At 69.8% G+C, this 16,420-nt stretch carries 20 protein-coding genes and 1 pseudogene; 14 read left to right on the top strand and 7 right to left on the bottom strand.

The genetic code is table 11. The features are described 5' to 3' along the window. Window positions 1–31 precede the first annotated feature (31 nt). The 6 genes and pseudogenes from ACH4TV_RS39200 to ACH4TV_RS39175 form a co-directional block, all read left to right on the top strand. Complete coding sequence (locus tag ACH4TV_RS39200) at window positions 32–1,024, top strand: alpha/beta fold hydrolase (RefSeq protein ID WP_398406158.1); 993 nt, start codon at window positions 32–34, stop codon at window positions 1,022–1,024. Window positions 1,025–1,184: 160 nt separating this feature from the next. Continuing rightward, the gene (locus ACH4TV_RS39195; RefSeq protein WP_398406157.1) at window positions 1,185–1,592 is read left to right on the top strand and encodes a sortase-dependent protein; all 408 of its coding nucleotides are present in this window, start codon (window positions 1,185–1,187) and stop codon (window positions 1,590–1,592) included. After that, window positions 1,589–2,230: a class F sortase gene (locus ACH4TV_RS39190; RefSeq protein ID WP_398406108.1), complete on the top strand. Its 642-nt coding sequence runs from the start codon at window positions 1,589–1,591 to the stop codon at window positions 2,228–2,230. The genes ACH4TV_RS39195 and ACH4TV_RS39190 overlap by 4 nt, the downstream gene beginning before the upstream one ends. A gap of 118 nt (window positions 2,231–2,348) precedes the next feature. Beyond that, window positions 2,349–2,840, top strand: coding sequence for an RNA polymerase sigma factor (locus ACH4TV_RS39185; protein WP_398406107.1), 492 nt, complete (start codon window positions 2,349–2,351; stop codon window positions 2,838–2,840). After that, the gene (locus ACH4TV_RS39180; RefSeq protein ID WP_398406106.1) at window positions 2,824–3,408 is read left to right on the top strand and encodes a hypothetical protein; all 585 of its coding nucleotides are present in this window, start codon (window positions 2,824–2,826) and stop codon (window positions 3,406–3,408) included. Before ACH4TV_RS39185 ends, ACH4TV_RS39180 begins: the two co-directional genes overlap by 17 nt. A 185-nt stretch (window positions 3,409–3,593) precedes the next feature. Continuing rightward, a pseudogene (locus ACH4TV_RS39175) lies at window positions 3,594–4,026 on the top strand (transposase); the annotation flags it as partial. 87 nt (window positions 4,027–4,113) lie between these two features. Here ACH4TV_RS39175 and ACH4TV_RS39170 read toward each other — a convergent pair. Continuing rightward, entirely contained in the window at window positions 4,114–4,881 is a 768-nt protein-coding gene (locus ACH4TV_RS39170) for a class I SAM-dependent methyltransferase (RefSeq protein ID WP_398406105.1), read from the bottom strand. 93 nt (window positions 4,882–4,974) lie between these two features. Between ACH4TV_RS39170 and ACH4TV_RS39165 the strand changes: the two genes are divergently transcribed. The 5 genes from ACH4TV_RS39165 (at window position 4,975) to ACH4TV_RS39145 (ending at window position 9,800) form a co-directional block, all read left to right on the top strand. Beyond that, window positions 4,975–5,529 (top strand): winged helix-turn-helix transcriptional regulator, encoded by a 555-nt coding sequence (locus ACH4TV_RS39165; RefSeq protein ID WP_398406104.1) that lies wholly within the window; start codon window positions 4,975–4,977, stop codon window positions 5,527–5,529. 679 nt (window positions 5,530–6,208) lie between these two features. Continuing rightward, window positions 6,209–6,619: a hypothetical protein gene (locus ACH4TV_RS39160; protein ID WP_398406103.1), complete on the top strand. Its 411-nt coding sequence runs from the start codon at window positions 6,209–6,211 to the stop codon at window positions 6,617–6,619. A gap of 75 nt (window positions 6,620–6,694) precedes the next feature. Beyond that, entirely contained in the window at window positions 6,695–7,369 is a 675-nt protein-coding gene (locus tag ACH4TV_RS39155; protein WP_398406102.1) for an ABC transporter ATP-binding protein, read from the top strand. Continuing rightward, a complete protein-coding gene (locus tag ACH4TV_RS39150) occupies window positions 7,366–9,663 on the top strand; it encodes an ABC transporter permease (RefSeq protein ID WP_398406101.1) in 2,298 nt (765 codons plus the stop codon). Before ACH4TV_RS39155 ends, ACH4TV_RS39150 begins: the two co-directional genes overlap by 4 nt. Continuing rightward, on the top strand, window positions 9,663–9,800 hold the full coding sequence (locus ACH4TV_RS39145; RefSeq protein ID WP_398406100.1) for a hypothetical protein: 138 nt from the start codon (window positions 9,663–9,665) through the stop codon (window positions 9,798–9,800). Before ACH4TV_RS39150 ends, ACH4TV_RS39145 begins: the two co-directional genes overlap by 1 nt. A gap of 181 nt (window positions 9,801–9,981) precedes the next feature. Here ACH4TV_RS39145 and ACH4TV_RS39140 read toward each other — a convergent pair whose 3' ends face one another. The 4 genes from ACH4TV_RS39140 to ACH4TV_RS39125 all read right to left on the bottom strand — a co-directional run bounded on the left by ACH4TV_RS39140 (window position 9,982) and on the right by ACH4TV_RS39125 (window position 11,754). Beyond that, on the bottom strand, window positions 9,982–10,521 hold the full coding sequence (locus tag ACH4TV_RS39140; protein ID WP_398406099.1) for a GNAT family N-acetyltransferase: 540 nt from the start codon (window positions 10,519–10,521) through the stop codon (window positions 9,982–9,984). Between the two features lie 129 nt (window positions 10,522–10,650). Then, window positions 10,651–10,902, bottom strand: coding sequence for a hypothetical protein (locus tag ACH4TV_RS39135; RefSeq protein WP_398406098.1), 252 nt, complete (start codon window positions 10,900–10,902; stop codon window positions 10,651–10,653). Further along, window positions 10,895–11,248, bottom strand: a complete 354-nt coding sequence (locus tag ACH4TV_RS39130; protein WP_398406097.1) for a hypothetical protein — start codon at window positions 11,246–11,248, stop codon at window positions 10,895–10,897. The genes ACH4TV_RS39135 and ACH4TV_RS39130 overlap by 8 nt, the downstream gene beginning before the upstream one ends. A gap of 62 nt (window positions 11,249–11,310) precedes the next feature. Next, window positions 11,311–11,754 carry an ATP-binding protein gene (locus ACH4TV_RS39125; RefSeq protein ID WP_398406096.1) on the bottom strand — a complete coding sequence of 148 codons (444 nt, stop codon included), beginning with the start codon at window positions 11,752–11,754 and terminating at the stop codon, window positions 11,311–11,313. A 148-nt stretch (window positions 11,755–11,902) separates the two neighbouring features. Between ACH4TV_RS39125 and ACH4TV_RS39120 the strand changes: the two genes are divergently transcribed. Further along, a complete protein-coding gene (locus ACH4TV_RS39120; protein WP_398406095.1) occupies window positions 11,903–12,784 on the top strand; it encodes a helix-turn-helix domain-containing protein in 882 nt (293 codons plus the stop codon). Window positions 12,785–12,801: 17 nt separating this feature from the next. Further along, window positions 12,802–12,966 (top strand): DUF397 domain-containing protein, encoded by a 165-nt coding sequence (locus ACH4TV_RS39115; RefSeq protein WP_398406094.1) that lies wholly within the window; start codon window positions 12,802–12,804, stop codon window positions 12,964–12,966. Window positions 12,967–13,081: 115 nt separating this feature from the next. On the opposite strand, the gene ACH4TV_RS39110 is transcribed toward ACH4TV_RS39115, so the two are convergent. Both ACH4TV_RS39110 and ACH4TV_RS39105 read right to left on the bottom strand, forming a co-directional pair. After that, window positions 13,082–14,227, bottom strand: a complete 1,146-nt coding sequence (locus tag ACH4TV_RS39110) for a Fic family protein (protein WP_398406093.1) — start codon at window positions 14,225–14,227, stop codon at window positions 13,082–13,084. A gap of 179 nt (window positions 14,228–14,406) precedes the next feature. After that, complete coding sequence (locus ACH4TV_RS39105) at window positions 14,407–15,111, bottom strand: TetR/AcrR family transcriptional regulator (protein WP_398406092.1); 705 nt, start codon at window positions 15,109–15,111, stop codon at window positions 14,407–14,409. A 128-nt stretch (window positions 15,112–15,239) separates the two neighbouring features. Between ACH4TV_RS39105 and ACH4TV_RS39100 the strand changes: the two genes are divergently transcribed. Continuing rightward, window positions 15,240–16,364: an FAD-dependent oxidoreductase gene (locus ACH4TV_RS39100; protein WP_398406091.1), complete on the top strand. Its 1,125-nt coding sequence runs from the start codon at window positions 15,240–15,242 to the stop codon at window positions 16,362–16,364. Window positions 16,365–16,420 lie beyond the last annotated feature (56 nt).

Here is a 16,420-nt window from a genome sequence, read left to right as displayed (position 1 = left end):
CTTGGAGAACCGCGCAGTGGTCGAGCACCGCATGGTGGACGTGAACGGCATCCGCCTGCACATCGCGGAGGCGGGCGAGGGCCCGCTGGTCGTGCTGCTGCACGGCTTCCCCGAGTCCTGGCACTCCTGGCGCCACCAGTTCGGCCCGCTGGCCGCCGCCGGTTTCCGGGTCGTCGCCCCCGACCAGCGTGGATACGGCGGCAGCGACCGCCCCGAGGACGTGTCCTCGTACAGCATCCTGCACCTGGTCGGAGACGTGGTCGGGCTGATCCACGCACTCGGCGAGGAGAGCGCGTACGTCGTCGGCCATGACTGGGGCGCGCCGGTGGCCTGGCACACGGCGCTGCTGCGGCCGGATGTCGTACGGGGCGTGGCGGGCCTGAGCGTGCCGCCGCCGTTCCGGGGCGACCGCCGCCCGCTGAGCGTGATGGAGGCGATGTTCGGCGGCCGTTTCTACTGGAACTACTTCAACCTCCCCGGGGTCGCCGACGCCGAACTGGCCCGCGACCCGCGCACCACCCTCCGCAAGGCGCTGTACGCCGCCTCCGGCGACGGCCCCGAGGCGGGCACCGGCAGGCAGCCGCTGGTCGAGCCCGGCCAGGGCTGGCTGGAGACGATGCCCGACCCCGGGCAACTCCCGGCCTGGCTCACGGAGGCGGACCTCGACTCGCTCACCGAGAGCTTCGCGGGCAGCTTCACCGGCGCCCTCAACTGGTACCGCAACATCGACCGCAACTGGGAACTGACGGCGGCCTGGCACGGAGCGGTGGTCAGCCCGCCCGCGCTGTACGTGTACGGCGACAAGGACCTGGTGGCGGCGTTTCCGGGCACGTCCCAACTCATCGAGCAGCTCCCGGAGTTGATGCCCAGCCTGCGGCGGGCACCGGTGGTGCTGGAGGGCTGCGGCCACTGGACACAGCAGGAACGGCCGGCCGAGGTCAACGCGGCGCTGATCCCGTTCCTCATGAACCTGAGGGACCTGAGGGACCTGAGGGACCGGAAGGAACGGGCCGAGGCCGAGTAGGCCCCTCCAACGACTTTGCCATCTCTTTACAACCCACTCGGCCTCCGGCTCGTCTCTCCGCTCGATCCGCCACTCAGCCCGACCGGCCCGACCAAGGGCCCGACCACGGGCTCCACTTCCGGGCGGACCGACGAAAGAGAGCGATTCCATGCGCCGTACCGTGCGCCGTACCGTCCTCAGCGCCGTGGCACTCGCGGCCACCGCCGTACTCGCGGGCACCGCGCCCGCGTTCGCCGACGGCACCACCCCGACCCCGGTCCCCAGCACCGCGCCCACCGAGGCCACCCCGGAGCCGAGCGAGGCGCCCCAGGAGCCGACCCTGGCCCCGAGCCCGGGCCAGGCCGAGGAAGCCACCCCGGTTCCCGAGGACGCCGCCTCCACCGTTCCCGACCAGTCCCCGTCCCAGGTCGCCGAGGTTCCTGAGGGCGCCCCCAACACCGGCGTGACGCAGACCTCGACGGACTCCGGAACTCCGGGGACGCTGATCGGCGGGGGCGCCGCCGCCGCGTTCGCCGTGGCCGGCGCCACGGTGCTCGTCGTACGCCGCCGGCGGACGACCGGCGCGTGACCGTGCTCTCCAGGCGCGCGTTCGGTACGGGAGCCACGGCTGCCGCGGCCTCACTGCTCGTGGGCTGTTCCTCCGGCGGCGAGGGCGTACGGGTTACAGGGACCGCGAGTCCCGGCGGCACCGCGCCCCGCTCGACCTCCGGTGACCAGACGTCCGCGAACTCCGCCCGGGCGGTGGGCCGTTCGGCCCCCGTCCGGCTCCGGATCCCGGTCATCGGGGTCGACACCCCGGTCATGCGGCTCGGGCTGGAGCCCGACCGCACCCTGCAGGTGCCGCCGATCACCGATCACGACCAGGCCGGCTGGTACGAGCAGTCGCCGACGCCGGGTCAGACCGGCCCGTCGGTGATCCTCGGCCATGTCTCGGTCGGCGCGTTCGGGGACGGCGTCTTCCACGAACTCCCGCGGCTGCGCCGGGGCGAGAAGATCCTGGCGCGCCTGGAGAACGGCACGGAGACGGAGTTCGCGGTCACCTCCGTACGGACGGTGGCCAAGGCCGAGTTCCCGGCGGACGACGTCTACGGGAACGTGAGCCGCCCGGAGCTTCGGCTCATCACGTGCGGCGGCCCGAAGGACGCGAGCGGCTACCTCGACAACGTGATCGTCTTCGCCGCGCTGACCTCGTCGACGAGCCCATGAACGTCCGTACGTGAACGTGCTCGAACAAAAAGGATGGCGGGCCGCCGGAACGTACGCCGCCGGCCCGTCGTCCTCCCCCACGAGTGCCACATCCGTGGCAACGGCACCATGGAGAGCGTTGAAACGGTCCCGCGACAAGGCAGCGTCCGAGCTGTTCGCCGCCCTCTACCCGCGCCTGGCCGGCTGGTGCCGCCGTCTTGTCGACGACGACGAGACGGCCCACGAGATCGCCTCGGAGGCGTTCACCCGCCTGTGGGCCCGCTGGACGTCGGTCGAGGAGCCGCGCGGTTTCCTCTACGTGACGGCGGCCAACATAGTCCGCGACCACTGGCGCAAGATGGAACGCGAGCGCAAGGCCATGCGCCACGTGACGACGGAGGCAGCCCTACGCCCCCACGCCGAGCCGTCGGACCCGTCCATCCGCATGCTGGTCCAGTCGCTGCCGGAACGACTGCGCGTCCCGATCCTCCTCCACTACTACGCCGACATGCCCATCCGGGACGTGTCGGCGCTGACCGGTCGCAAGGAAGGAACCGTCAAGGCCGACCTCCACACGGCCCGTGAACTGCTCCGCGCCCACTTGAGGAAAAGCCTTGACCACACGGTTTGACGACGCCGAAGACCCGGCATTCGACCCGACAGCCCCCGACCACGACCCCGACGACCCCCTCCTCGTCCTGCTCGCGCCCTCCCCCGCCTACCTGGGCGCACCCCCGGGCCGCTTCGACGAGCTCCGCCGCACCGCGACCCGCCGCCGCCGAGTCCGTACGGCGGCCGGAGTGGGCATGGTCTGCGCCGTCGCCGCGCTCATCGCCCTCCCCCTCAACCTGACGTCGGCCCAGAGCCCCCGCTCCCCGACGGTCCCGATGGCCCCGCCCGTCCCGACGAGCCCGGCGACGACACCCCCCGGCACCCCCTCACAGGCGCCCTTCACCCCGCGCCCGTCCGACCCCGCCACCAGCGACCCCAGCGAAGCGTCCGCCCCCGCCGCGGAACCCACCGAGGGGTCCGACACCGAGGGCGCGAGCCAGGCGCCCGACGCCACGTCCGGCGCCCAGAGCGCCCAGACGCCGGCACCCTCGACTGCGGCTTCGGCAGCGCCGACTCCGGCGGCGATCGTGCCGACGGCAAGCCCGACCGGGACCACGCCGACGGTGGGCGGCACGACGGCGCCGTAGACCGAGCCCACATCGCGACCGAGAGTGACCATGGCACCCGACAATCAGCTGGCCCACGACCTCAAGGGCTCAGGCCCGCTACTCGTGGCAGTCCACGGCATCACCGAGAACCGAAGCTTCTGGGACCCTGTCTGCCTGCACGAGCACTTCCGCGTGCTGCGCGTCGACCTGCGCGGCCACGGGAATTGCTGCCGCCCTGGCCGGAACGTTCACCGGGGCCGAAGCCGGTGCCGGACCGGCTGTGCCTGCAGGGCATCCTGTACGTCCTGTACCAGGACGTCGCGTGGCAACTCCTGCCCCTGGAGCTGGGGTTCGGCTCCGGACAGACCTGCTGGCGACGCCTGGGCCGCTGGCAGAAGGCTGGAGTCTTCGAGCTCCCGGGCAGTGTGACGGGAACTGCGACGCCGCCGGATCCTGCCGGTGATATCCCGCAAGGGCGTCCCCGGCATCAAGGGCCTGGGCAAACTCCGCTATGTCGTCGAGCAGACCTTCGCCCTGCTCCACCAGTTCAAGCGCCTGGCCGTGCGCTGGGAGCGTCGCCTCGAACTCCACAACGCCTTCTCCTCGTTGGCCTGCAGCCTCATCTGCTGGCGACGCCTGAAGAAAGCCGATTCGTCACCGCGTTCCGGCCTCATAGCAAGGCCGGCTGGGCACAAAACTGCCGACGCCATTTTGGGGTGCGCCCGGGATGCCCGGGAGCGTGGCTCATGTCCGGTGGACCGCGTGCCCCAGATACGTCACCACCGGGCTGCCTTCCGGTTCGAGCACCATGTCGACCAGTTCCGGCAGCTGCTCGTCGGTCAGCGTGCCACGCCGGCGCCCGCGCGTCGCGCGCACCAGGCTGCGTACGTCGCGCGGCCTGAACGCCGAGACGTCCCTTGCGGACAGCCCCGCCCGGTCGAGGGCCTCGGCGAGCTCCGCCGGGCGGCGCAGCCGGTGTGCGGCGTAGCGGCCGCGGGGCATGATCCGTGTGCCCGGGAAGGCCTGGAAGGCGCCGAGGTAGATGAGGCGGGACACCGGGGTGCGGTTCACCGTGTCGTAGACGAAGGCCCCGCCGGGGCGCAGCACGCGCGCCGCCTGTGCGAGGACCGCGTCCGGCTGTTCGGTGATCTCGAGGGTGTCGGCGCAGTACACGAGGTCGAAGGAGCCGTCCGGCAGGTCGAGTTCCTCCGCGGGTGTCGTCAGGTAGGTGATGCCCAGCCCGTCGTCCGCGTCCAGCGCGAGGGCCGTCGCGGCGGGGGACGGATCGGCGGCGACGACCTCGAACCCGAGTCGGGCGAGGCCGCGGGCCAGAAGGCCGCGCCCACTTCCGACGACGAGCGCCCGGCCACCGACCGCCGCCGGGCTCAGCTCCGACAGCACGTGCCGCAGGTACTCCAGCCGTACGGACTGGAAGGTCAGGGCCCGGATGTGGCGGCCGTCGACGGCCCCGGGCCCGGCCGAGTCGAGTTCAATGTGCGGGGCGGTGGGCATGCCAGGCTCCCTCGACGCTCCAGGTCAGGTTCCCTGAGGAAACCTAACATCGACGAGTTCCCTTAGGGAACCCATCGGTCATACGATGGGAGCGTGACCCGTACCCCTCTCTCCGGCGTCGCGTGCTCGATCGCCCGCGCGACCGACCTGTTCGGCGACGCCTGGACGGCCCTGATCATGCGCGACGTCCTCCTCGGCCTCCGCCGCTTCGACGAGCTGGCGCAGGACCTCGGCCTGTCCCGCAAGGTCCTCGCCGCGCGGCTGGCCCGGCTGGTCGAGGAGGGCGTACTGACGCGCGAGCGGTACCAGGGCAGCCCGCCGCGCGAGGAGTACGTGGCCACAGAGAAGGGACGGGAGCTCTACCCCGTCCTGCTGGCGCTGATGGCCTGGGGCGACAAGTGGTACGCGGGGCCCGCGGGGCCGCCCGCCCAGATCCGCCACGACGCCTGCGGGCATCTGGCCACGCCGGTCGTGGCCTGCGACGCCTGCCGGAAACCGCTCACGGTAGCCGACACGACGCAACTGCCCGGTCCCGGCGGGCAAGTGGGGCCGGGCACGCAGCTGCTGGGACCGCTGATCGCTGCGCGGGGAGAGAGGGTCCCAGAGCGGGTTACGGTCCCGGATGCCGTCCGATCAGCTCTTTCATGATTTCGTTGTCGGGGGCCCAAGTCTTGTTCACCCGGACGTCCTGCCCGATGCACATCACGCGGCGCTCAGCCGCAGTAGCGGCTTGACCGCACCCAAAGGCCGTCGTCCACGATCCACGGCCGTCCGCTCACGCAACACGAATGGCCGGATCGTCACACCAGCCACGCCCGACCAGCCCCGACACGCAGCTTCGTACGCTCGGAGTTGCCGGTTCCCGCATGCACCAAGGTCGTAGTTCGTACCCGCCCTGGGTGATGCCGGACAGCTGGCTGTGGTCCGTCCACGTCTCGTCGTCCGCGCGGTCGCAACCGTGCGTCCGCCGGCGGTCTCGTTGCCGGCCTTGTCGCCAGGTCAGAGGGGGCCAGCCGACCACTGACGAAGCAGACTCGGCGACCAACACCGATCCCAGCGTCCGGAACTCGCGCCGTGGAGGACAGCGGATCAACGCCATGTCCCGACAGTGGAGTTGCCCGTGGATCCGCTCGATCACGAACCGGGCATCGGGTGCCTTCCGGAACGAGAAGTGTCATGGACAAGTAAAGATCCTTTTCGAAAACCGTCCAAACCGTGACATCTCCCGAGTTAATCCCGGGTTCACCTTTCGTTGCTCCTGTTACGTTCATCCGCGGCCCTGGAAGCACAACGACCAACCAGGGTGAGACAAAAAACGGGAGAAATAATGCGCAAGTTGGCAGTTGGCGTGCTCGCCGGCGGGATCTTCGCCCTGAGCGCCGGGAGCGCGATGGCGGTCTCGTGGCACACCATTCCGAAGCTCGACACGGGGGGCGCATCCTTCACGGGTGGTCAGTACGCGTTCTGGCCCTCGGGTCAGAACCACGGCGCCTTCGAGTGGAAGGGCAACCTCAACGACACCAGCGACGGTGACGGGCACAACGTCTACATGCAGGTGCGGGTCGAGGGCTACGACTGGAGCCGCTACAACGGCAAGCAGAAGACCTCCGTCTTCTTCGACAAGCTGAACTGGGACGGTGCCGCCCAGTACACCGACGACGCGTACATACGCGTCTGCCGTGACAAGGGCTCACTGAACCCTGACAACTGCTCGGCGACCAAGCACTACCAGAAGTAGTCGCCCACTCCGGCAAGACCGCGGGCCCAGGATGTCCTCCTGGGCCCGCACGCTTCTTTGGGGGAAGCCAACAGCATGTCAGAAACCCTTGTTGCCACGGGAGTTGACCTCTCCTACGGCAATCAGAAGGCCGTCCGTGACGCCCACCTCTCCGTTTCCCCCGGGGAGGTCGTGGCGATCACCGGACAAAGCGGCTCCGGCAAGTCCTCACTGCTCTACTGTCTCGCGGGCGTCCTGCCCGCCACGCGCGGTCAGGTGCGGTTCGAAGGACGGGTGCTCGGCAACCTCACCGACGACGAGATCAGCACGCTCCGCCGGGAACGCTTCGGATTCGTCTTCCAGTACGGCGAGTTGCTGCCGGAACTCACGGTCGAGGAGAACACCGCCCTGCCCCTGCGGCTGGCCGGACAGCGCAAAGGTCCCGCACTCGCGGCAGCCGGCGAGGTGCTCGAACGCCTCGGACTCGGTGAACTGCGTGAGCGCCGCCCCGGACAGGTCTCCGGCGGGCAGAGCCAGCGCGTCGCGGTCGCGCGTTCCCTGGTGCACCGGCCCGCGATCGTCTTCGCGGACGAGCCGACCGGGTCGCTCGACAGCGCCAACGCCTCCGCCGTGCTCAAGGAGTTCCTCGACCTGGCCCGGTCGCAGAGTACGGCCGTCATCCTGGTGACGCACGACCTCGCCGTCGCCGCACAGGCCGACACCCACTACACGATGACTGACGGAGTCCTGAGCTCACGGGGTGCGGTGTGAGGGAATTCCAGCTCGGTCTGCGCCTGCTGTTCGGCGCGGGGCGCGGCAACCGCATCCGCTTCTACTTGATGGCCGTCGGCGGTTCCATCGGGGTCTGCTGCCTCGCCCTCGTCCTCACCGTCCCGGCGATCCTCGACGCGCACGACGGCCGTGCCGCCGCCCGGCAGCCCATCACCTCCGCCCAGGGGCCCGCGGACGGCACCCTGGTCCTGCAGCGCAACGACGCCTACGGTGCCAAGTCGTTCACCCGGGTGTTCGTCGCCCGGGGAGCCCAGGGACCGCAGTCCGCTCCGCCCGGACTGAGTGAACTCCCCGCCCCCGGTGAGGTGTTCGTGTCGCCCCGCGTGCACGACCTGCTGCGTGAGGCACCTGCCGTCAAGGCCCTGCTGCCGGGTCGCGAGGCGGGCGTGATCCGCCCCGCCGGACTCGCTCATCCCGACGAGCTCTACGCCTACGTCGGAACCGATCGATCCCGGATCGCCGACGAGGGGCGGACCCTGAAGGGGTTCGGTTACAGCTACGCCCCTTTCCCGGCCGTCGACCCGTCCACACTCACCGACGTACGGTTCGCCCTGGCCACACTGGTCCTGCTGCCCCTGGGAATCTTCCTGTCGGTCTGCGCCCGTCTCTCCGCCGCCAGCCGTATGCGCCGCCTCGCGGCACTGCGGCTGCTGGGCCTGAGCATCAAGGGCACCCAGCGCGTGAACGCCGCCGAGACCGTCGTCGCGGCTCTGCTCGGCGCGGTGCTGGGACTCGGCGAGTACTGGCTCCTGAACCAGGTGATGTCACGAGCCGGCCTGCCCGGCCTGAGGTGGTACCCGGGCGACGGCGCCCTGTCCGCGACCACCGTCGCCGTCTGCCTGATTGGCTGCCCCGCCCTCGCCTGGTTCGTCGGCCGCAGGAGCGTGCGAGACGCGGCCGCCAACCCACTGGCGGTACGGCGTACGGCGGTACCGCGACCGCCTTCCAAGTGGGGCGGTCTTCTGCTGGTGGCCGGCCTGGGCATCGTGTGCGGCTACTGCGCAACGGGCCTGATGGGGCGCCCCGCCTCGAGTGACGGCCCGAACGCGCTGCTCGTGGTCGCCGGAGTCGTACTGACCGGCGTCGGACTCGTACTGACCCTGCCACTGCTCTCGTACCTTCTGGCCGGCCGACTGGCGAGGTCCACCCAGTCCCTGACACTCAACCTGGCGATGCGGCGCAACGAGGCGGAGCCGGGCAGCACGATGCGGGTGGTCACCGGCCTTGTGCTCCTCGTCTACGCCGCCTCGCTCGCCCAGGGCGTCCTTATCCAGCTGGAGCAGGTCACCCGTCCGTCCGGTCCCGTGCAGGACTACTCCCTCCCGCTGTCGGGACTCGGCACGCAGCAACAGCGGGAGCTCGCCGACGTGTCAGGGGTACGCGCGCACGCCGTCATGATGGACTCGTGGGTCGACCTCAACGCGGACCAGCCCGAGGCGGCCCTCGCTTCCTCGGCCACGGCCCTGGTCGCCACCTGCGCCCAGTTGCAGCGTATGACCCGCCACTCCGAGGGCTGTGTGGACGGCAGGGTGATGCGACTGGACGACTCCGACTCAAGCCTCGGATCCAACCTGGAACCCGGCACATCGTTCAGCTTCCGTCTCCGCTTCGACGGAGGCAGGGACAAGAACCTGAACATCACCTTTCCCTCCGATCGGATCGTCTACAGCGGGTACTCGGGCTCCGCAATCGTCAGCAGCGCCGTGCTGCTGGTCCCACCATCCGCAATGCCCGCCGAGGCGAGCCCTCGCGACGCGCAGCTCCTCCTCACCAGCAGCTCGGACCCCGGCCAGGTACGCAGTGTCCTCGACGGCATCGCCGCCGTCGTCCCGATCGCCGAGATCGAACTCGTCGGGCTGAACGTCCAGGGCCTCGAACAGATCTCCGTGGTCGAGACCCTCATGGCCCTGGGCATGATCATGGGCCTGGTCATCGGGGTGGCCGCCTTCCTCGTGTCCGTCACCGACCGGGCCGTCGAGCGCCGTGCGCAGGTCACCGCCGTCACCCTGATCGGCGCACGGGCGAGAACCCTGAGGGCCGTACAGTGCGCCCAGGTCGTGCTGCCGCTGAGCCTCGGCCTGATCCTGGCCCTGGTGACGGGCAAACTCGCGGAGTCCAGCTACCTGATCACCGGCGGCGGCGCCATCCGCTGGGACCTGGCAGGCATTCCCCTGCTGGCACTCGCCACAGCGGGAGTGGTGGCGACGGCCGCGGTGGGCTCACTGCCCCTGGTGGGCCGCCGTATCGACCCGGAACTGATCCGCCGGGACTGATGGGGAGGCTGCTCCATTTTCTCGCCGCCCGCTGGGGCTACCCGCACGCCCGTCCGACTTCACGGCGGGCGTTGCGGGGCGCGTATGGGCCGTTGCTCAAGGAACACCATCTCGGGGCACTGGCCGAGCGCAAGTAGACGCTCCGTCATCCCCGAAGTTGTATAGGTGCAGTTATTATATCTGGACTTATTGCGAAACTGAGGGTCGCCAGCGACGGGCGCACTTCTCCGACCGCCCGTCGATCGTGGAGGGTGAGACTCCGTACACGGCCGACTCGGTGATCAGCGCACCCAGGGGTTCCGTCGAGATCCCGCACGGTCATTCAGGCCCGGGCCGCTGCGCCCATTCCTCGTCGAGGATGCTGAAGACCTCGGAGTCGCGCCAGCCGTCCCGGATCAGCGCGGTGTGCCGGTGCCGGCCCTCGTGGGCCATGCCGAGCTTGCCCAACACCCGGGCCGACGCGACGTTGCGAGGATCGCAGGTCGCATAGATCCGGTGGAGTCCTATCCGCTCGAACCCGATGCCGAGAAGTTCCCTGCCGATGGCCGTGCCCACGCCTCGACCCCACACCCGAGGATGCACGAGATAGGAGATCTCACCCTGACGGTGGGCCACACTACGAACCTTCAGCTCGCCGACACCGACGAGTTCACCGTCGAGGCAGACCGCATACACGAATCTCGCCTGCGGGGACCGCAACCGGGCATCCACCGCGCCTTGGACGAAGTCTCGCGTCTGCTCCTCGGTGTTCGGCCCCCACGCCTGGTAGCGGCAAGCCTCCGGCAGACCGGCGAAGGCATGTACAGCGTGGCAGTCACCGATCACGAGCTCGCGCATAGTCACCGAGGCTTTGATCACGAGGCGATCCTGTCAGGCCCGCGTCGCCACGTACCAACACTCACGTCGCGGGACTTCCACACGATCACGATCGAGTCACTGTCCTGCGGCCACTCGTCAACTGTCCTTCAGACGCGGCCCTTGCCGAGATCAGCCGAACCAGCCCACCTGCACGACCACGATCCGCTCACCGCGGATGTCCGTCAGATACGTGAGCATGAGCAGCCCCCGGCTCTCGGTCCGCGTCCCGGGCCCCGGCCCGGTATAGGCGGCTCCCTCCAGAAAAACCATGGACTCGCGTACGGCGATCTCGTTGGCCAGCCGATCGGTCTCGGCGCGTGCCACCTCCGGGAGTCCGTCCAGCAGGTCGTCCTGGAACAGCTCCCAGTGCCAGTCAGCCACCGGCGACCTCACGATGGGCCGCCTGTACGATCTCGCCGGCTTCCTGGATCGCCCGCTCTCGTACGGCGGGGTCGGCGCTGCTGATCGCCTGCTCGGCGACGTGCAGCCGGCGCGCGGTCTCCGGGTGTCTCTCGATCTCCACGACGACGCCCCACTGCCGGTAGAACATCCGGATGGGTACGACGCTGTCCTCGTCCCCGGCGCGCACGAAGGCCTTCTGCAGGTCCTCGAAGAACTCGGGCAGTCGGGACGGCACAACCGTGGCCACGGCCTGCCGCAGGTCGGGCAGCGTCAGCTCGGGCCGGGGAATGAGCGGACCGTCCCCGTCCGCGTACGGCATGGTCATCGGCCGCCCCTTCCACTCGTCGAGCCGCGTTCCGGCACAGGCCCACGCTAACGCCATTCCCGTCACTTCTTGGCTCCGATGAGTGGAACGGCCTCGCACGGGGTGGCAGCGAGCCCCCACTCCGCCCAGACCGTTTTCCCCACCCCGTCCCGTGGCCCCACGCCCCACTGCTCGGCCAGCGCCCCGACCAGCAGCAGCCCCCGCCCGAACTGGTCCTCGTCGGTCACCTCACGCGGACACGGCACCCGCTCGGCACGCGGGTCGCTGACCTCGACGCGCAGGGCGGCGACCGTGGCGGTGAGACGTACGCGGATGAGTCGCCCCTGGATGCTCCCGTGCAGCAGGGCGTTGGTCATCAACTCGCTGACGACGAGAGCGGCGTCCCCAGCCAGCGCCGGGTGCCCCCACTCAGCGACGAGGCGGGCGACGCGCGTGCGGGCGAGGGGGACGCTGCGGGCGACGGGGGTGTAGTCGAGGCGGTCTTCTTGGAGGAGGGGGTCGGACATGGGGATGCACCTCCGAGTGCGCGGGGTCGCCGATGAGTGATCGGTCGAGCACCGAACGTAGCGAGCCATTAGGCTTGAGCACAAGCAACTTGAAGCCAATTGGCTCCATCGTGTGACGGCATGCCCTCCGAGGCGCGAAACTGATCCCGTGAACCGATCCGCACCATCAGGTAACCGAGCGTCAACTGTCCTGGGCCGCCGCCTCGGTGGGGAGTTGCTGCGCCTCCGTGACGCCACCGGCAAGACCCAGCAGCAAGCCGCCAGCGTTCTTGACGCGACCAACTCGAAGATCGTGAAGATGGAGCAGGGCTTGGTGCCGATGCGTGACATCGACATCCGGGCGCTGTCCGAGTACTACGGCGTGGAGGACCCGAAAACGCTCAGCCGACTTCTTGCCCTCGCCAAGCTCGACCGCGAGCGCCGCAAGACAAAAGGCTGGTGGCAACACGTCCCGCAGGCCAAGGGGATCTCCGAGTACATCGCCATGGAAAACGCCGCCTCCGAGATCCGCGCGTGGCAGCAGTCCCTGATCCCCGGCCTGTTGCAAACCCCCGAGTACACCAGGGGGGTTGTCGTAAGCGAGGGGCTGTGGCAGGACCCCGACGAGATCGAGGGTGTTGTCGATGTTCGGCAAAAACGCCAAGCTCGCCTGTCGGAAAGCAACCCGCTCCAGTTCTACGCGGTCATCGGAGAAGGCGTGCTGCATCAACAGATCGGCGGCCCCGACGTCATGCGCGCCCAGTTGCAGCACCTCATCGAGGTGGCCGAACTCCCCAACGTACGCGTCCAGGTACTGCCCTTCCGTGCCGGTGGCCACGCGTGCATCGGCGGCTCCTTCAGCATCGTCTCGTTCACGGAAGCCGAGGCGGTGGACGTGGTCCACGTCGACAGCATCGCGGCTACCGTGTGGGTCGAGAACGAGGCCGACGGTACGACGTACAGCTCGTTCTTCGACCGCACGGCAAGACTGAGTCTGGCTCCCAAAGACTCACTCAGGCTGATCGAGAGCATCTGCGAGGACATGCGTTGATAGACCACTTCAGATTCGTGAAGTCCAGCTACAGCACCGGCAGCGGCGAGTGCGTCGAAGTCGCCCGCAACGCCCCCGGAGTCGTCGCCGTCCGCGACTCCAAGTCGCCTTCCGGCTCCCCCGAAACCCCCGTACTCCGCCTCTCCCCCACCGCCTGGCGGGAGTTCACCGCCGCCCAGTGAATCGGGGCAGCACTGAGGCGCGGATCGGGACTCGAAACCTCGCGGGGCGAGCACAACGAGCGCTTGGCGCGCGCGTGCACCGCCCTGGCTGGTACGCGCCGATCAGATCCGCCCCTCACGGCTGACGGTAAGGCTCGCGGTACAGATCGGCATGGACCTCCGCATGCACCTCGGTGCGGACCTTCCGGAGATCAGTGCCTCCGATGTACCTCTGGGTGCGGGCGTGGCCGACGGACTCGATGAGGTCCAGGCGGCGCAGGGTACGGAGGTCCGCCAGGGCCTGATCGCGGGTGAGGGCTTCCTCGGCCTGGTAAGTGGTCCGCCGCAGGTGCCCTTCGGTGGCGGCGTACAGGGCGGAGACGGTGCGTTCGCCGAGCCGGTGCTGCTCGGCGAGGCGCTCCAGGCGGAACCAGATCCGGGACGCCGCTTCGAAACGGCGCTGCACCTCCTGAGCCTGGAGGTGGTGGGCGGTGAGGCAGAACCTGATCCAGGAGGCGGCATCACGCTCCGGCTGCCAGGAGCCGCGTTGGACGGTGCGCAGGGCGCCGTAGTACTCAAGGGTGTTGAAGTCGTCCGCGCCGAGCCACTCCTCGATGCTGGAGAACTCGGGGGCGAGGATGCCCTCGCGCGCCAGGACGAGGGTGTGCACGGCACGGGACATCCGGCCGTTGCCGTCGCGCCAGGGGTGGATGGAGACGAGGTTGAAGTGGGCCATGGAGGCGCGTACGAGAGCCGGGGCATCGAGGTCACCTTCGGCAAGCCAGTGGACCAGCTCGTCCATGAGAGCGGGTACCTGCTCGGGGTCCGGGGCGGTGTAGACCGGCGGACGACCCCGGCCGCCGGAGACCCAGACGCCACTGGTGCGGTACTCGCCGGGGCGCACCTCACGGTCGACGCCCCTGGCCATCATGAAGTGCAGCGCCGAGAGCAGGGTGTGGTCCCAGGAGAAGATCCGGAAGTCCGCGGCGTGCTGGATGTAGGTGAGGGCGTCGCGGTAGCCGATGACGGCGTTACGAGTGGCCTCGTCGGTCTCGGGGGAGACGTCCCCGCCGGCGATCAGGGTCTCGGCGTCCTCGGAGCTGATCGTGTAGCCCTCGATATGGGTCGAGCCTCGAACGGCGGCCGCGGTGAGCGACCGGCGGAGCTGCCCCTCCCAGCGGCGGGGCTGAGCGAGCCGGTGACGGAACTCGGAGCGGAGCGCCTCGATCTCGTCGACGACACGATGGTCGTCCGGGGTGAGGGAAGGCGTGGCGAACAGCATTCTGCGACACTACAACACACGTAGGGTCTCAGGATTGAGAAATCACGTTTGGGTGATCTTGCAGCGGTATCCACACGTACGGCCGTTGCCCGCGGGAACATCCGCCGCCTCACCTTCGACCGCCCCCGAAACCCCCAGCACCCCACACTCCGCCCCCACCCCCACCGCCTGGCGGGAGTTCACGGCCGCGCAGCGATCCCGGTGATCCCGGCGGTCCCCGTGATCCCGGCGAGGATCAGGTCGATCCCCGCCAAGAACTCCTCCCGGTCATCGTGATCCCGTAGCTGCTCCGCGACGCCCCGGGTGAACGCGTACTCGTCGGGGTCCAGGTTCGCCCAGGACGCCGAGACCTCGCCCAGGAACTCCGTGCGGGTCGTGCCCGGTTGGTGGTCGCGGGCGTTGGCCGCGTTCTGGCCGCCGACGCCGAGGATGTAGTTCAGCAGGGCGGACGCGGCGGTGAACTGGGCGGCGTGGGGCACCCCGAGTGCCTGGACCTGGCGCCCGAGGTGCTCGAAGACCCGTAGCAGCGGCGACTGGGCCGGCGCGCGGGCGAGTTGCGTGCCGATCCACGGGTGGGCGTCGATCGCGTCGAACACGCCGACCGCGAGGGCACGGACCGCTTCCTGCGGAGTTGTGCCCTCAGCGGCGGCGGTCATCGTGCCGGTGACGACGGCGTCCGTGGCGGCGCCGAGGAGTTCGTCCTTACCTGTGACGTGCCAGTAGATCGCGCCGGGGCCCGTGGCAAGGCGCCGGGCCAGTGCGCGGAACGTGAGCCCGCCCTCGCCCTCCGCGTCGAGAAGTTCGATCGCCGCCTCGACGATGCGCTCTCGGGAGAGCGGTTCCTCTCGTCGCTCCGGACGACGACGCGCCCTGCTCTCAGCCATGCGGCCATCCTGACACACGCCTGGAACGCCGTTCCATCTTGACATCCATGGAACGCCGTTCCAGGCTGGCAACCGATCGCACTGGAACGGCGTTCCAGAGGTGCCCGACACCAACTTACGGAGCCCCCATGCCCACCGACATCACGATCATCGGCGCCGGACTCGGCGGCCTCACCCTCGCCCGCGTCCTCCACGTCCACGGGATCCCTGCGACGGTCTACGAGGCCGATGCCTCCCCGACCGCCCGTCCGCAGGGCGGGATGCTCGACATCCACGAGCCCGACGGCCAGCTCGCCCTCAAAGCGGCCGGCCTGTTCGACGAGTTCCGCGGCCTCGTCCTGGAAGGCCGCGAGGCGACGCGGATCCTCGACCGGGACGGGACCGTCCTGTTCGAAGAGGCCGACGACGGTACGGGAGGCCGCCCCGAGGTGCAGCGCGGCGACCTGCGGCAACTGCTGCTCGACTCGCTCCCGGCCGGCACCGTCAGGTGGGGGCGCAAGGTCAGCGGTACCCGTACCCTCGGCGACGGCCGCCACGAGGTGACCTTCGCCGACGGCACCGCGCTCACCACGGGCCTGCTGGTCGGCGCGGACGGCGCCTGGTCCCGCGTCCGGCCGCTGCTCTCCGACGCGGTACCGGCGTACACCGGCATGTCGTACGTCGAGACCTACCTGTTCGACAGCGACACCCGGCACCCTGCCCACGCGAAGACGGTCGGCGGCGGGGCGCTGTTCGCGCTCGCGCCGGGGAAGGCGCTCGGGGCCCATCGGGAGAGCGGCGGCACCCTGCACACGTACGTGATGCTCACCGAGCCGCAGGAGTGGTTCGCGGGCGTCGACTTCACCGACCCGGTGGCTGCCACGGCACGGATCGCCGAGGAGTTCGACGGCTGGGCGCCGGAACTCACCGCACTGATCACCGACGGCGAGACCGCGCCGGTCGTACGCCCCCTCCACACCCTGCCCGTCGGGCACCGGTGGGACCGGGTCCCGGGGGTGACCCTGATCGGCGACGCCGCCCACCTCGCGACCCCGAACGGCGAGGGCGCCAACCTCGCGATGTACGACGGCGCCGAACTCGCCCGGCTCATCGCCGCCCACCCGGACGACATCGAGACCGCCCTCACCGCGTACGAACGGGACATGTTCCCGCGCAGTGCCGAAGCCGCCGTCGACGGCGACCGGCTCCACGACGTGCTCTACGGGGACAACGCGCCCCACAGCCTGGTCGACCTGTTCACCGGACGCGGGTAGCCGGAGGCGGGGAGCCCCTACAGCCGTCTCCGCAGCGGGAGTTCACCGCCGCGCGC

It is taken from the genome of Streptomyces sp. NPDC020898 (assembly GCF_044333925.1).
GTDB lineage: Bacteria > Actinomycetota > Actinomycetes > Streptomycetales > Streptomycetaceae > Streptomyces.
This window is presented reverse-complemented; position numbering and strand designations above follow the sequence as displayed.